We start from the raw sequence: 16,388 nt of genomic DNA on the forward strand, positions 1-16,388 counted from the left end.
GAGACACCGATGGACGAGAGCAAATATGAAAATGCCCTTCAAATCATCCTGCATGCGGGCAACGCCAAGTCCGCCGCGCTCATGGCAATCGACGCCGCCCATGATGGCGATTTCGAAGAGGCCGAGAAACAGCTCGCCGAGGCGCAGTCCGAGATGAGCGCTGCCCACAAGATGCAGTTCGAGCTCACTCAGGCTGAAGCGAACGGCAATACCGTCGATATCAACATCATCTTGATCCATGCCGAAGACCATCTGACGATGGCCATCATGGCGAGTGATTTTGCCGAGCGCTTTATCGAGCTTTATCGCGATAAGTACGAGGGCAAGTAACCCTAAAATACCGAGTTTGGTCAATCGGGCGCCCAAGATGAGCGCTTTTGAAAGGAGTCCGTTATGAACATCATGTTGGCTTGCTGTGCTGGTATGAGCACCTCGCTCGTTGTGAGCAAGATGGAGGAGGCCGCTAAGGCCCAGGGCAAGGATGATTACAAGATTTGGGCCGTCGAGCAAGGCCAGGTTGCCGAGGAACTCGGAAACTTTGACGTTTTGCTGCTTGGCCCGCAGGTCCGCCATCTTCAGCGCAAGCTCACCAAAGTCGTTGACGGCAAAGCTCCCGTTGCCGTAATCGATCCGGTTGCCTACGGCAGCTGCGATGGCGCCAAGGTCCTCAAGCAGGCGGAGGACCTGGTCGCCAAGGCATAAGGGCTCAATAGCCCAAAATCGCCGCTGTGCGACTAGCACTCGACAGCGGTCTACATCCGAAAGCACGTCATTAACTTTCGAAAGCAGGTACATCATATGGCTTTCTCCGAGAAATTCGAAGATGTGATGATGGTTGTCGCAGAAAAAGTAGGCGACAACGTATATCTCTCCGCAATTAAGGATGCCTTTACCGCGTTTATGCCCTTCGTTATCGTGGGTTCTATGGGCACGCTGCTCAAGACGTTGGTCTCTTCCACCACGACGGGGCTTGCACAATGGGTGCCCGCGCTCGCGGGGCTTGAGCCGGCATTTTCCGCTATCAACTACTGCACCATGTCCTTCATGACGGTGCCCATCACCTTCCTGATTGGCCTTTACCTGGCCCGTGCCAAGAAGGCTCCGGAGTATCCGACGGCGCTCGTCTCCGTGGCGGCCTACATCTCCATGATTTGCACCTCTATCAAGGTCGACGGTGCCGGCACGGCTCTCGAGGCTCCGGTGTCTGGTCTTCTTACCACTCAGATGGGCGCTCAGGGTCTTTTTGTCGGCATGATCACGGCCGTTGTGTTCGGTTCGCTTTTCTGCTGGCTCTCTAAGATCGACCAGATCAAGATCAAGATGCCTCCTTCGGTTCCCTCTGGTATCTCCCAGTCCTTCAACGTTATGATCCCGGTCTTTATTGTCCTCGTCGTGAGCGCTATCTTCGGCCTTGGCTTCCAGGCCCTTTCCGGCTCCTATATCAACGATTGGATCTACGGCCTTATGCAGGCTCCGCTCGAGGCGGCCTTCAAGACTCCGGCTGGCGTTGTCATCATCGTTGTCGTGTCCCAGCTCTTCTGGGTTCTCGGTATCCATGGCGGTCTCATTGTTTCCCCGGTGCGCAACCCCATGTTCAATGCCGCAATCGCCGCCAACACCGCCGCCCTTGCCGCTGGCACCATGCCCGATTCTCCGTTCACCATGGGTTTTTGGAACTGCTTCGTTGCTCCCGGTGGCGCCGGTATGACCCTCTGCCTCATCATCGCTATTTTCCTGTGCTCCAAGCGCGATGAGGAAAAGGCTATCGCCAAGCTCGGTTTCCTGCCTGGCATCTGCGGCATCTCCGAGCCCGTCGTCTTCGGTATCCCTCTGGTCTTGAACCCGATCTACGCGATTCCGTTTGCCTTTGGTTCCGGTATCTGCGTCGCCATCGCCATGTTCGCCACCTCTATCGGCTTCCTTCCCTGCAACACCGTTGACGTGCCCTTTGGTGTGCCCATCCTGCTTAATGCCTTTGTTGGCCATGGCTGGCAGGGTGTTGTGGTCCAAGTCGTCGAGCTCGTCGTGGGCGTCCTTATCTGGATCCCCTTCGTCCTCGCCAACAGCAAGCTGGCCAAGAAGGAGCAGGAAGAGGCTGCTCAGGCCTAATGGCTACACCTATCGGCTGTCCGATAATATGCCTGTAACTTCGAGGGGCGCGGTGCACGGGAGCGCCGTGCCCCTCTTTTTAACTAAGGAGATAACTATGAGCTACGTGTTCCCAGAAGGCTTTTTGTGGGGCGGTGCCACTGCCGCCAACCAGTGCGAGGGTGCTTGGGATGTGGATGGCAAGGGCCTTTCGGTCGCCGACTGCACCACCTATAAGCCCAAGGTCGACAAAAAGGACTACGCGGCCCTTCACGGCATCACTGACGAACAGATCAAGGAGGCCGAGGCTTCGACCGATATCCACGTGTACCCCAAGCGTCACGGCATCGACTTCTTTCATCGCTACAAGGAGGACATTGCGCTTTTCCAGGAGATGGGCTTCAAGACGCTGCGCGTATCCATCCAGTGGACTCGCCTGTTCCCCACGGGTACAGAGGAAGAGCCGCTCCAGGCCGGCATCGACTACTACCGCGACCTGTTCCGCACCATGAAGGATGCGGGCATTGAGCCACTTGTGACGCTTCACCACTACGAGATGCCGCTCTATTTGGCAAACCACTACGATGGTTGGGGCAAGCGCGAAGTCATCGACTTCTTCTTGCGCTTCTGCGAAGTCTGCTTCCGCGAGTTTGGAAAGTACGTTACCTATTGGCTCACATTCAATGAGATCGACTCTGTGTTCCGCCACCCCTGGACCACGATCGGCGTTTGCACCGAGCGTTATCCCGAGGATAAGCGCGAGGAGCTTATCTACCAGTGCGTGCACAATCAGTTTGTGGCGAGCGCCCTTGCCACCAAGATGCTGCACGAGATGGTTCCCGGTGCTCAGATGGGCTGCATGGTCACGCGCACCCTCACCTATCCCGAGAACTGCAATCCCAAAAACATGCTGCTTGCGCAGAAGGACAACCGCGATAACTACTTCTATAGCGATGTCCAGGTACTTGGCGAGTATCCGCAGCATGTGCTCAACTATTGGAAGCGCAAGGGCATCCACGTCGAGTTCGGCATGGGTGACGAGGCCATTCTCAAGCAGTATCCGGTCGACTTCGTCTCGTTTTCTTATTACATGTCGATGGTTGACTCCATTGATGCGGACAAGCGCGAGAAAGTCGGAGGAAACCTTGCTACCGGCGTCAAGAACCCCTTCCTGCCCATTTCTGACTGGGGTTGGCAGGTCGACCCCGATGGCCTCACCTACGCGTTGATCGATATGCAGGACCGCTACCATAAGCCGCTCTTTATCGTCGAGAACGGTCTTGGCGCCTACGATAAGGTCAACGAAGACGGCACGATTGACGATGACTATCGCATCGACTACTTCCGTGAGCACATTAAGGCCATCGGCGCTGCTATCGAGGAAGGTGTCGACGTGATGGGCTATACCCCGTGGGGGTGCATCGACCTGGTCTCGATGTCGACGTGCGAAATGGACAAACGGTACGGCTTTATCTATGTTGACCTCGACAATGAGGGCAACGGTACCTATGCACGCTCTAAGAAGAAGAGCTTCGATTGGTACCAGAAGGTTATCGCCACCAACGGTGCTGACCTCGACTAGCTTTCATTCAACAAGTGTGAGGGCCGTCGCGATGACGGCCCGTTTCCTATAGAAAAGAGGACGACCATGGGTGTTTTTCCAAAAGACTTTCTTTGGGGCGGCGCGACTGCTGCCAATCAGTTCGAGGGAGCCTGGGACGTAGACGGCAAGGGTCCGAGTTGCATGGATATGGCCACTAACGGCAACCATCACCACCCGCGCGAGATCACGCCCGAGCTCGACCCCAACAAGCTCTATCCCTGTCACGATGGTGTCGATTTCTACCATCACTACAAAGAGGACATCGCCTTGCTCGCCGAGATGGGATTCAAGGTCTTTCGTTTCTCGATGAACTGGCCTCGCGTCTTCCCAACGGGATTCGAAGATGAGCCCAACGCGGCTGGCCTTGCGTTTTACGATTGCGTGATGGACGAGTGCCATAAGTACGGCATCGAACCGCTCGTGACGCTGAGTCATTACGAGATGCCTTTTGCCATGTGCCAGAAAGTCGATGGCTGGGCTTCGCGCGAGGCTATTGACTGCTACGTGAAGTATGCCAAGACCGTCATGGAGCATTTCAAGGGCAAGTGTCGCTACTGGCTCACGTTCAACGAGATCAATTGCGGCATGATGTCCCTTGGCAACTACATGAGTCTCGGCATTCTGAATCCGGGCTCCTTTGACCTTCGCCATCAGAAAGATGACCCGCAGAAGCGTTTGCAGGCGCTGCACCATCAGTTTGTCGCAAGTGCTCTTGCGGTCAAGGCGGGGCACGAGATCGACCCCGACAACAAGATGGGTTGTATGATTGCCTACATGCTGGCCTATCCGCTCACGCCCAATCCTGCGGACGTCGAGCTTGCCCGCGAGCGTAACCAGTATCGCAACTACTACTGTTCAGATGTCCAAGTGCGCGGCGAGTACCCCTACTTTGCCCAGCGCATCTGGGACGAGGAGGGCGTGACGCTCGATATCACCGACGAGGACCGTAAGATTCTCAAAGAGGGTACGGTCGATTTCTATACGCACAGCTACTATCAGAGCCAGTGCGCAAGCACTGACCCTGCCGAGGAGACGAGCGGTAACCTTCTCGGGGGCGCCAAGAATCCTTACCTCAAGGAGACTGCATGGGAGTGGCCAATCGACCCTATGGGTCTGCGTATCATGCTCAACCAGGTGTACGAGCGCTATCAAATTCCCATTATGGTGGTTGAGAACGGCCTCGGCTGCTGCGACGAGGTCAATCCGGATGGATCCATCGACGACGACTATCGTATCGAGTACTTGCGCGATCACATCAAGGCCATGGCCGAGGCCATCAAGGATGGTGTTGAGGTCTGGGGCTACACGCCTTGGGGCTGCATCGACCTGGTGAGCAATGCCGATGGAGAGATGGCCAAGCGCTACGGGTTTGTTTATGTCGATAAGCACGATGACGGCACCGGTACTATGGAGCGCTCGCGTAAAAAGAGCTTCTACTGGTACAAGAAGGTTATTGAGACCAACGGCGAGGAGCTGTAATGGGAGGAGCGGTTGCCGCGCTTATCAGTCAGATCGTCATCATGTTTATCCTGATGGCGATCGGCTATTTTCTCTACCGCATGAAGATTATCGACCGCAAGGGCACGAGCCAGATGGCCAATGTGGTCATCTATGTGGCGTATCCCTGCATTACGCTGAGAACCCTTATGGTCGACTTCGAACCCAACATGATCCGCGACGCGGGATTTTGCTTTGTGCTTACCGTTGTGGTCACACTAATTTCGATTCCGCTCACGCGTCTGTTTTTTAAAAAGGAGGATGGTGTCGCCCGTTACGGTGCCATCTTCTCCAACAGCGGCTTTATCGGGGTTCCCATTGTTATGGGCGTGTTCGGGTCCGAATACGTCTTCTACCTCTCCATCGGAGTCTCATGCCTCACGTTTTTCATTTGGACGTATGGCGTATGGTTGGTTTCGGGTGATAAGAGCCAGATGTCCTTTAAGAACTGCATTACTAACCCCAATCTCATCATGATCTTGATTGGTCTTGTTTGCTTTTTCTTTTCAATCCATCCGCCCGCGTTGATGGCGACGATTCTCGATGACCTGGGTGCGCTCAATACGGGCCTTGTGATGCTTGTGCTTGGAGCCTATTTGGCGCAGAGCGATATGCGCGCTGTCGTTACGAGCAAAAAGGCCTATCTCGTTAGCTTGGTGAGACTCGTCATCATCCCGGCGATCGTTGTTGGCATATTGGCGCTCTTCCCGTGGATTGATGCCAAGGTTCGCCTCACGATGCTTATCGCTCTCGGTGCACCTGTCGCATCGTTCGCGGCCATCTTGTCCGAGAAATACGGCGGCAACTATAAGTTTGGAATCGGTTTGGTGACGCTGTCCACGATTCTGTCGCTCGTCGCCATGCCCATCATGCTTGAGCTCGCGTCTTTGGTGATCGTATAGCTGGTTGGTATTTGGGGGGTTGACAATAACGTCAACCCCCCAAACTCGTCAACGGCCGTTCTGAGGCGGCAGGCGGTATAAAAAATCGCTAAAGTACCCATATTCGTGAACAAACGAACGTTTATGCCCGGGTGCGCCGTGGTAAAATCTCAGGCGTTATCGGAGCAACCTTACAGGAGGTTTCTTTTATGCTCGTCAACGCAGCAGACATGCTCAAGAAGGCCGAGGCCGGCAAGTACGGTCTTGGTGCCTTCAACACCAACAACCTCGAGTGGACCCTGGCTATTCTCCAAGCCGCCGAGGAGGCCAAGTCTCCGCTGATCCTTCAGTGCACCGCTGGTGCCGCTAAGTGGATGGGCGGTTTCAAGGTCTGCGCCGACATGGTCAAGGCTGCCGTCGAGGCCACGGGCGTTACCGTTCCCGTCGCCCTTCACCTCGATCACGGTTCTTACGAGGACTGCTTCAAGTGCATCGAGGCCGGCTTCACGTCCATCATGTATGACGGCTCTCACGAGGAGACCTTCCAGCTTAACCTCGACCGCACCAAGGAGCTCGTTGAGCTTGCCCACTCCAAGGGCATGTCCATCGAGGCCGAGGTCGGCGGCATCGGCGGCACCGAGGACGGCGTGACCTCCAGCGGCGAGCTCGCTGATCCTGCTGAGTGCAAGCAGATCGCTGACCTGGGTGTCGACTTCCTCGCCTGCGGCATCGGCAACATCCACGGCGTGTACCCCTCCGACTGGGCTGGTCTTTCCTTCGAGCGTCTGGGCGAGATTAAGGCCCAGACCGGTGACCTGCCCCTCGTTCTGCACGGTGGCACCGGCATCCCCGAGGATCAGATCAAGAAGGCCATCTCCCTGGGCATCTCCAAGATCAACGTCAACACCGACCTGCAGCTCGTCTTTGCCAAGGGCGTCCGCGAGTACATCGAGGCTGGCAAGGATCAGCAGGGCAAGGGCTTTGACCCCCGCAAGCTCCTCAAGCCTGGTCGCGACAACATCGTTGCCCGCACCAAGGAGCTCATGGAGGAGTTTGGCTCCGTCAACAAGGCGTAAGCGTCGCTAAACTTCCCGCCGGAAGCCCCGTCCCCCTACACTGTTTTCTTTGCGCTCACCTGGCTTTGCCAGAAGTCGCGCCAAGAAAACAGCTCCGGGGGACGGGGCTTCCTTCGTTTAACGCCGCAGGGTTACGAGTCTGAATTAAGATGGCTACTGGCTTTGCCAGAAGTCGCGCGACGGAAACAGCTCCGGGGAAACGGGGCCTCCTTTGTTAACTTGCTACAGGGTTACTGGTCTGATTTTAGTTATATGGTTACCGTTCAGCGGTGTTGATGGCTCCCTTGTTGGGGCTTTCTTTTTATCTCGCTACAATGGGCTTCAAGCGTTCTAGTGACTTGGAGTTTTGGTATGGCTGTTATTAATGTACTGCCTTCGGATGGGAAGGTTATTGACGAGGGTCCTGTTGGCTGCTCTGTTGATGTTTGCAGTGATGATTTTCGCCATCTCGATATTGGGCTACCGCCTGAGATTCTTCGTCTTAAGGATGCCGGGTATTTGATGCAGGCTGTTGCTGCCTGCGATCGCCTTCTGGAGCAGAACCCCGAACCTTCGCTGGCTGCTTGTGTTCGTGCCGAGCGGTATCGCATGCTCGAGACGCCGCTTCATTTTTCGGTGTCGCGCGATCAGGCTATTGCGATGATTCGCGAGGAGTGGCCAGAGTTTACCGAAGAGCAGTTTGATGACCTGATTAATCGTAAGCGTATTGACTGGCGCTTTATCGATGGCGAACTGTTCGTTCTCGACAACTTCCTCGATTCGCTTCGCGTATATCCCAAAGAGGTTCCCGGCATGCGGCCCGATTCTACGGGCGGAATAGCACTGCGCAACGAGATGCTCAAGGAGATGGAGTCACAAAACGGATTGGCTCGCGTCATTACGCTTAAAGCGTCCGTGTCTGTCCCCGGTGCTCTAGATGGAGAGACTGTTCGCGCGTGGCTACCCGTTGCCGCCGCCTGTCGTCAACAGTCTCATATCGAGGTTCTCGATATGACGCCGGAGGGTGCTGTTGCCCCCGCGAATGCTTCGGCGCGTACCGCCTCGTGGTCTTCTTCGAGTGAGCGCTCATTCTCGGTGACCTATCGCTATCAAATTGATGCCGCTTATCGTGATGTCTATGGGGGTACGCTTCCGATGCATCCTTGCATGGACGCGCCACTGCCCGTGGACACCTCCGAGGACCGTCCGCATATTGTGTTTACGCCGTACCTGCGACAGTTGACGGAGCGTGTTATTGACGGGCTCGATGATCCGCTCGATCGCGCTCGTGCTATCTATGATTACCTGACACAGCGTATCGACTATCGCTATCAGCCACCGTACCTGCTTTTGGGATCTATTGCCGACGACTGTGCACACTCGCTCCGCGGCGATTGTGGCGTTATGGCGCTCACGTTTATCACCATGTGCCGCATTGCGGGCGTTCCCGCCCGTTGGCAGAGCGGCCTGTATGTTGCGCCCGATTCGGTGGGGCCGCACGATTGGGCTGAGTTCTATACGCCACAGACCGGTTGGCTTAACGCCGACGTATCGTTTGGTTCCTCGGCACGCAGGATGGGGGAGGAGTGGCGTCGTCGTCACTACTTTGGCAATCTCGACCCGTGGCGCATGGTGGCCAACAATCGATTCCAGGCTGAATTTGTGCCTGCTTTCGATGGCATGCGCGAGGATCCCTATGACAACCAGATGGGCGAAGCCTCGGTTAACGGACGCGGATGCCGTCGGCGCGAGATGCTTCGCACGGTCGAACTCATCGAAATGCTTGAAGTTCCATTTTCGGACTAATCAACAGAAAGCTGTGATAAACTAACTCACGCATTACGTGCCCGAGTGGCGGAATTGGCAGACGCAGTGGACTCAAAATCCACCGTTGGCAACAACGTGCGAGTTCGAGTCTCGCCTCGGGCACCATACATGCAAGTGAGCGTTCAAGGGGGTCAAGGCCCCCTTTTTCGTGCCGAACTCGCGTGAGCGCGCGGAGCGTTAAGCAAACAGGCCTGTGGCCTGTTTGTAGCGGAGCGTGGCGAGGGCGCCATGCGCCCGAAGCCCGGGGCTTCGCGAAGCGAAGGCCCTTCGAGTCTCGCCTCGGGCACCATACATGCAAGTGGACGTTCAAGGGGGTCAAGGCTCCCTTTTTCGTGTACGTAATGTGATAACGCGCGGTACGTGTTATTATCGCCAAGGCGTTGTTCCCGCAATGCCTTAAAGAGGAACCCGAGGGTTCCCACCTTTTGGCGCCAATGAGCAGCTGACTGGTCATACAACTTAGATTCCCTTCCTCATATTGAGGATGTCTATGTGTACGACCTGGTTGCAAAGAAGCGCCGGGTTATTTTTTTATGAATGGAGGTAGGGAAAATAGCTAAGTCTGATGACACCCGCATCAACGACGAGATCACTGCATCTTCGTGCCGTTTGATTGGCGTCGATGGCTCTCAGCTCGGCCTGTTCGCCATCCGCGATGCCCAGCGCGTCGCTGACGATCAGGGTCTCGACCTGGTCGAGATCGCTCCCAACGCGGAGCCGCCGGTCTGCAAGGTCATGGACTACGGTAAGTTCAAGTACCAGCAGGCCATGAAGGCCAAGGCCGCTCGTAAGAACCAGTCCAAGGTCGAGGTCAAGGAAATGAAGTTCCGACCCAAGATTGACGTTGGCGATTACGAGACCAAGAAGGGCCATGTTCTGCGTTTCCTCAAGAAGGGCGCACGCGTTAAGATCACCATCATGTTCCGCGGCCGTGAGATGGCTCACCCGGAGCAGGGTCTTAACGTTCTCGAGCGTCTCGCCGAGGATCTCAAGCCTTACGCTACGGTCGAGTCCAAGCCTAAGATGGAAGGCCGTAACATGCTTATGCTGCTCGCCCCGATTAAGGGCGCCTTCGATGAGGATAAAGCGGCAAGCGATACCAAGTAACTAGTGTTCTGTAACCGATTAAGGAGTATTTCATGCCTAAGATGAAGTCCCACAGCGGCACCAAGAAGCGTTTCCGCAAGACTGGTACCGGCAAGCTTATGCGCGCCAAGGCTTTCAAGAGCCACATCCTGAGCAAGAAGTCCACCAAGCGTAAGCGTGGCTTCCGTCAGGAGACCGAGATCGCCGCTGCCGACCGCAAGGTCATCAAGTCGCGTCTCGCCTAAGTTCGCGTTCCCGTTTTTCGTTTTACCGTCTAGGAGTTGATAGAACATGGCACGTATTAAGCGCGCTGTTGCCGCCAAGAAGAAGCGCCGTACCGTTATGCACCGTGCGAAGGGTTACTACGGTGCCGCTTCGCGTACTTACAAGCATGCTAAAGAGCAGGTCCAGCACTCCCTGCAGTATCAGTATCGTGATCGCCGCAACAAGAAGCGCGAGATCCGTTCTCTCTGGATCACCCGTATCAACGCTGCTGCTCGCCTGAACGACATCTCTTACTCTCAGTTCATGCACGGCCTGAAGGTTGCCGGCATCGAGCTCGACCGTAAGGTCCTGGCTCAGATGGCTTACGAGGACATCGAGTCCTTCAACGAGCTGGCTGCCATTGCCAAGAAAGCCCTCGAGGCCTAATAGATTCTGTTGAATCGCTAGGGGAGTGTCGCACTGTGCGCGGCACTCCCTCTTTTTTTATCGAAAGCGCTGGTTTACATAGCTAAAAGCGCGGGTAGATAAGCACTTACAGGTGACCGATCTCTATATATCTCTTAACCGAAGGGTCATCATCTGATACGTGCGGTCTTGCTGCACTCGACTTTCTACTTCCTATATAGAAAGCCATAGATTGTGTAGGACTTGTGAAGAGTGGAATTGACGTCCCACACGGCTTCGCGGTCTGGCAATATATCTCCTTGCCGCGCGGCCCGGTCGGACCGGATCAGCCGCCAGGCGTGCACCTTGAGAACCGGATACTGCGAGGATGGACACATTCAGTGTCGCATCCGGGCAGACATCGAACCATTTGAAATGGTCTAACTTGGATTTGTTTTTCGCAAGGCCGCCGAGAGGCGGCCCCGAGAAATTCCTTTTCCTATACAGAACCATATGAATCGAACGGAACCGATCAGCGATGGACTGAGAGGACCGGACGGGCTCGAAGCCCAGAATATTTTGGACGGAGAGTTCGATCCTGGCTCAGGATGAACGCTGGCGGCGCGCCTAACACATGCAAGTCGAACGGCACCCCTCTCCGGAGGGAAGCGAGTGGCGAACGGCTGAGTAACACGTGGAGAACCTGCCCCCTCCCCCGGGATAGCCGCCCGAAAGGACGGGTAATACCGGATACCCCGGGGTGCCGCATGGCACCCCGGCTAAAGCCCCGACGGGAGGGGATGGCTCCGCGGCCCATCAGGTAGACGGCGGGGTGACGGCCCACCGTGCCGACAACGGGTAGCCGGGTTGAGAGACCGACCGGCCAGATTGGGACTGAGACACGGCCCAGACTCCTACGGGAGGCAGCAGTGGGGAATCTTGCGCAATGGGGGGAACCCTGACGCAGCGACGCCGCGTGCGGGACGGAGGCCTTCGGGTCGTAAACCGCTTTCAGCAGGGAAGAGTCAAGACTGTACCTGCAGAAGAAGCCCCGGCTAACTACGTGCCAGCAGCCGCGGTAATACGTAGGGGGCGAGCGTTATCCGGATTCATTGGGCGTAAAGCGCGCGTAGGCGGCCCGGCAGGCCGGGGGTCGAAGCGGGGGGCTCAACCCCCCGAAGCCCCCGGAACCTCCGCGGCTTGGGTCCGGTAGGGGAGGGTGGAACACCCGGTGTAGCGGTGGAATGCGCAGATATCGGGTGGAACACCGGTGGCGAAGGCGGCCCTCTGGGCCGAGACCGACGCTGAGGCGCGAAAGCTGGGGGAGCGAACAGGATTAGATACCCTGGTAGTCCCAGCCGTAAACGATGGACGCTAGGTGTGGGGGGACGATCCCCCCGTGCCGCAGCCAACGCATTAAGCGTCCCGCCTGGGGAGTACGGCCGCAAGGCTAAAACTCAAAGGAATTGACGGGGGCCCGCACAAGCAGCGGAGCATGTGGCTTAATTCGAAGCAACGCGAAGAACCTTACCAGGGCTTGACATATGGGTGAAGCGGGGGAGACCCCGTGGCCGAGAGGAGCCCATACAGGTGGTGCATGGCTGTCGTCAGCTCGTGTCGTGAGATGTTGGGTTAAGTCCCGCAACGAGCGCAACCCCCGCCGCGTGTTGCCATCGGGTGATGCCGGGAACCCACGCGGGACCGCCGCCGTCAAGGCGGAGGAGGGCGGGGACGACGTCAAGTCATCATGCCCCTTATGCCCTGGGCTGCACACGTGCTACAATGGCCGGTACAGAGGGATGCCACCCCGCGAGGGGGAGCGGATCCCGGAAAGCCGGCCCCAGTTCGGATTGGGGGCTGCAACCCGCCCCCATGAAGTCGGAGTTGCTAGTAATCGCGGATCAGCATGCCGCGGTGAATGCGTTCCCGGGCCTTGTACACACCGCCCGTCACACCACCCGAGTCGTCTGCACCCGAAGTCGCCGGCCCAACCGCAAGGGGGGAGGCGCCGAAGGTGTGGAGGGTGAGGGGGGTGAAGTCGTAACAAGGTAGCCGTACCGGAAGGTGCGGCTGGATCACCTCCTTTCTAGGGAGATAAATTCTTAGAGAGAAAACACTTTAACTCGAATAGAGGGCAGGAGCCCGTCCGGTGGATGTCGCCCGGAGGAAGTCCCCGCAGCACCCGGTCCCCGGGGTCGCACCCGCGTACCTTGAGAGCCGCATAGCGATAGGAGAGAGATGGAAGATCATTCTTCCAGACTCGATTCTTTTCTGCGATTTAAAGACAGAATGATAGCAATCATTCATCCGATCCAAACAAGAAGAATTCACTTATATATGAGTGAGGAGCATCTGATCGCGAGCACAGTCAAGACACTGTGCCGCGGTATGAGATACCCGAATTGCGACATACGAGCGCTATTCATGATATCGATTAATTAATTTTAGCGACACGTGGATATCCCGCGGGCCCGAGAGCGGTCCCGCAAGATACCACGGGCGCACGGCGGATGCCTTGGCACAGGGAGCCGATGAAGGACGCGGCAAGCTGCGATAATCCCCGGCGAGGAGCACACATCCTTCGACCCGGGGGTCTCCGAATGGGCGAACCCATCCACAGAGGTGTGGATATCCCCACCCCGAACACATAGGGGCCGGGAGGACAACCCGGGGAACTGAAACATCTAAGTACCCGGAGGAGAGGAAATCAATCTCGAGACTCCCCGAGTAGCGGCGAGCGAAAGGGGACCGATGGCCAAACCGTCGAGCGGGCGTACCCGGCAGGGGTTCCGCCGACGGGGTTGCAGGGCCGCGCATCCGGGGGCTGCCGCCCCCGGGCGCAGGTCCGGCTGGGGAGCGGAACGGCATGGGAGGGCCGGCCGCAGCGGGTGACAGCCCCGTACGCGAACCCAGACCGGACGGCGCGACGCGGTCCCTGAGTAGGGCCGGGCACGTGAAACCCGGTCCGAACCTGGGTGGACCACCATCCAAGCCTGAGTACTACCCTGTGACCGATAGCGCACCAGTACCGTGAGGGAAAGGTGAAAAGCACCCCGGGAGGGGAGTGAAACAGTACCTGAAACCGTGCGCCCACGAGCAGTCGGAGCACCCTTCGGGGTGTGACGGCGTGCCTTTTGTAGAATGAGCCAGCGAGTCGCTGGCGCGGGGCGAGGTTAACCGAAAGGGAGCCGGAGCGAAAGCGAGCCTTAACAGGGCGACTTGAGTCCCGCGCCGCGGACGCGAAGCCGGGTGAGCTATCCGTGGGCAGGCTGAAGCGGGGGTAAGACCCCGTGGAGGGCCGAACGCACGTCGGTTGAAAACGGCGGCGATGACCTGCGGATAGGGGTGAAAGGCCAATCAAACCCGGAGATATCTCGTTCTCCCCGAAATAGCTTTAGGGCTAGCGTCGCGCGTTCACCGCCGGAGGTAGAGCACCGGATGGACGAGGGGGCTTCGCCGCCTACCGAATCCAACCGAACTCCGAATGCCGGCGGCCCAGAGCGCGGCAGTCAGAGCATGTGGGCTAAGCTGTGTGCTCGAGAGGGAAACAGCCCGGACCGCCCGCTAAGGTCCCCAAGTTCCAGCCGAGTGGCAAAGGATGTGCGTCCGCCCAGACAACCAGGATGTTGGCTTAGAAGCAGCCATGCATTCAAAGAGTGCGTAACAGCTCACTGGTCGAGTGGACATGCGCCGACAATACACGGGGCTAAGCTGGACACCGAAGCGGCGGGATTTTATCTATATAGAATCGGTAGGGGAGCTTCCCATGGGCGGCGAAGCCGCCGGGCGACCGGCGGTGGAGCGCATGGGAGTGAGAATGCTGGCATGAGTAGCGAGAGACGAGAGAGTAACTCGTCCGCCGTGAACCCGAGGTTTCCTGGGCAAGGCTAATCCTCCCAGGGTCAGTCGGGGGCTAAGGCGAGGCCGGGAGGCGTAGCCGACGCGCAGCAGGCAGACATTCCTGCACCGCGCACGCGGCGCTACGACCGACGGGGCGACGGATGGGGGTGGCTCGGCGGGGTTCTGGACGTCCCCGTGATGGAGCGCGGCCCGCGGACCAGGGAAATCCGGTCCGCATACAGGGCGAGGCTCCGGACGAAGCATCTGAGCGAAGCGAGTGAGCCCGAGGTCCCTAGAAAAACCCCTAGGCAGGCGCGTGCGCGCCCGTACCGCAAACCGACACAGGTGGGTGGGTAGAACATACCGAGGCGATCGGGTCAACCATGGTCAAGGAACTCGGCACAATGGCCCCGTAACTTCGGGAGAAGGGGTGCCCGCGCGTACGTGAACCGGCTTGCCCGGGGAGCGGAGGCGGGCCGCAGTGGAGAGGCCCAAGCGACTGTTTACCAAAAACACAGGACTCTGCAGAAGCCGCAAGGCGACGTATAGGGTCTGACGCCTGCCCGGTGCCGGAAGGTCACGCGGAGGAGTTAGCCGCAAGGCGAAGCCCCGAAGCCAAGCCCCGGTAAACGGCGGCCGTAACTATAACGGTCCTAAGGTAGCGAAATTCCTTGTCGGGTAAGTTCCGACCTGCACGAAAGGCGCAACGACTTGGGCGCTGTCTCGACCATGGACCCGGTGAAATTGCACTGGTCGTGAAGATGCGACTTACCCGCGGAAGGACGGAAAGACCCCGTGAACCTTCACTGCAGCTTGGCATTGGCCGCTGGTCCCGCGTGTAGAGGATAGGCAGGAGGCACAGATCCGGAGGCGCCAGCCCCCGGGGAGCCGCCCTTGGAATACTGCCCTCGCGCGACCGGCGTCCTAACCCGAGGCCGTCGACCGGCTCGGGGACCGTGCCAGGCGGGCAGTTTGACTGGGGCGGTCGCCTCCTAAAGGGTAACGGAGGCGCGCGAAGGTCCGCTCGGGACGGTCGGCAACCGTCCTTTTGAATGCAAGAGTACAAGCGGGCTTGACTGCGAGGCCCACAAGCCGAGCAGGTGCGAAAGCAGGCTCTAGTGATCCGGCGGCCCCGAGTGGGTGGGCCGTCGCTCAACGGATAAAAGGTACTCCGGGGATAACAGGCTGATCTTGCCCAAGAGTCCACATCGACGGCAAGGTTTGGCACCTCGATGTCGGCTCATCGCATCCTGGGGCTGGAGCAGGTCCCAAGGGTACGGCTGTTCGCCGTTTAAAGCGGTACGCGAGCTGGGTTCAGAACGTCGTGAGACAGTTCGGTCCCTATCCTCCGTGGGCGCAGGAGAATCGATGGAGGCTGCCCCCAGTACGAGAGGACCGGGGTGGACGCACCTCCGGTGAACCGGTTGTCGACCAACGGCACGGCCGGGTAGCCGCGTGCGGCGCGGATAACCGCTGAAGGCATCTAAGCGGGAAGCCGTTCCAGGGATTAGTTCTCCTTCCGGTAAGGGCCCAGGTAGACTACCTGGTCGATAGACGGCAGGTGCAAGGGCGGCGACGTCCTCAGCCGAGCCGCACTAATCGCCCGAGCTCTTCCGGAACCGCACCTCGCGGCCCGCGGGACCTAGCGCTCATGCGCGGTCCGGGCACGAGGATGCCCCCGAGTCAGACCTTTCCTATGCGCCATGCGGCCCCCAGGGCACGTAGATGAGACCCAGGACACCGTAACGGTGGGCGCCGCCCACCGGTCAGCGGCCAGAGCATGGGGGGCACGCCCGGTCCCGTTCCGAACCCGGAAGCTAAGCCCCATCGCGCCGAGAGTACTGCGGGGCCAGCCCGTGGGAGGCCAGGGCGCCGCTGACCGGTGGACGGCACCGAGCCGTC

General features: G+C 58.2%; 11 protein-coding genes, 1 tRNA gene and 3 rRNA genes. All 15 read left to right on the forward strand.

Going from position 1 to position 16,388, the window contains the following annotated elements; genetic code table 11:
• The first annotated feature begins 9 nt into the window (after positions 1 to 9).
• A complete protein-coding gene (locus DW943_RS05650) occupies positions 10 to 330 on the forward strand; it encodes a PTS lactose/cellobiose transporter subunit IIA (protein ID WP_117655171.1) in 321 nt (106 codons plus the stop codon).
• 63 nt (positions 331 to 393) lie between these two features.
• Positions 394 to 702, forward strand: a complete 309-nt coding sequence (locus DW943_RS05655; protein WP_117655170.1) for a PTS sugar transporter subunit IIB — start codon at positions 394 to 396, stop codon at positions 700 to 702.
• A gap of 96 nt (positions 703 to 798) precedes the next feature.
• Entirely contained in the window at positions 799 to 2,109 is a 1,311-nt protein-coding gene (locus tag DW943_RS05660; protein WP_117862440.1) for a PTS sugar transporter subunit IIC, read from the forward strand.
• Positions 2,110 to 2,206: 97 nt separating this feature from the next.
• Positions 2,207 to 3,670 (forward strand): glycoside hydrolase family 1 protein, encoded by a 1,464-nt coding sequence (locus tag DW943_RS05665; protein WP_117655168.1) that lies wholly within the window; start codon positions 2,207 to 2,209, stop codon positions 3,668 to 3,670.
• 66 nt (positions 3,671 to 3,736) lie between these two features.
• Entirely contained in the window at positions 3,737 to 5,170 is a 1,434-nt protein-coding gene (locus tag DW943_RS05670) for a glycoside hydrolase family 1 protein (protein WP_117736935.1), read from the forward strand.
• Entirely contained in the window at positions 5,170 to 6,090 is a 921-nt protein-coding gene (locus tag DW943_RS05675; RefSeq protein ID WP_117655166.1) for an AEC family transporter, read from the forward strand. Before DW943_RS05670 ends, DW943_RS05675 begins: the two co-directional genes overlap by 1 nt.
• A 188-nt stretch (positions 6,091 to 6,278) precedes the next feature.
• Positions 6,279 to 7,145 carry a class II fructose-1,6-bisphosphate aldolase gene (gene fba, locus DW943_RS05680; protein WP_117862441.1) on the forward strand — a complete coding sequence of 289 codons (867 nt, stop codon included), beginning with the start codon at positions 6,279 to 6,281 and terminating at the stop codon, positions 7,143 to 7,145.
• Positions 7,146 to 7,496: 351 nt separating this feature from the next.
• The gene (locus DW943_RS05685) at positions 7,497 to 8,930 is read left to right on the forward strand and encodes a transglutaminase-like domain-containing protein (protein ID WP_117862442.1); all 1,434 of its coding nucleotides are present in this window, start codon (positions 7,497 to 7,499) and stop codon (positions 8,928 to 8,930) included.
• A gap of 39 nt (positions 8,931 to 8,969) precedes the next feature.
• A tRNA-Leu gene (locus DW943_RS05690) sits at positions 8,970 to 9,056 on the forward strand.
• A gap of 432 nt (positions 9,057 to 9,488) precedes the next feature.
• Positions 9,489 to 10,058 (forward strand): translation initiation factor IF-3, encoded by a 570-nt coding sequence (infC, locus tag DW943_RS05695; RefSeq protein ID WP_006234423.1) that lies wholly within the window; start codon positions 9,489 to 9,491, stop codon positions 10,056 to 10,058.
• A gap of 32 nt (positions 10,059 to 10,090) precedes the next feature.
• Positions 10,091 to 10,282 (forward strand): 50S ribosomal protein L35, encoded by a 192-nt coding sequence (gene rpmI / locus DW943_RS05700; protein WP_006234422.1) that lies wholly within the window; start codon positions 10,091 to 10,093, stop codon positions 10,280 to 10,282.
• Between the two features lie 46 nt (positions 10,283 to 10,328).
• A complete protein-coding gene (gene rplT, locus DW943_RS05705; protein ID WP_022094123.1) occupies positions 10,329 to 10,688 on the forward strand; it encodes a 50S ribosomal protein L20 in 360 nt (119 codons plus the stop codon).
• A gap of 538 nt (positions 10,689 to 11,226) precedes the next feature.
• Positions 11,227 to 12,732 (forward strand): 16S ribosomal RNA (locus tag DW943_RS05710).
• A 397-nt stretch (positions 12,733 to 13,129) separates the two neighbouring features.
• Positions 13,130 to 16,105: ribosomal RNA gene (locus DW943_RS05715) — 23S ribosomal RNA — on the forward strand.
• Between the two features lie 146 nt (positions 16,106 to 16,251).
• A 5S ribosomal RNA gene (rrf, locus tag DW943_RS05720) occupies positions 16,252 to 16,367 on the forward strand.
• The 16S, 23S and 5S rRNA genes sit together here, the layout of an rRNA operon.
• The last annotated feature ends 21 nt before the right edge of the window (positions 16,368 to 16,388 follow it).

It is taken from the genome of Collinsella sp. AM44-11, assembly GCF_003467145.1.
Lineage (GTDB): Bacteria > Actinomycetota > Coriobacteriia > Coriobacteriales > Coriobacteriaceae > Collinsella.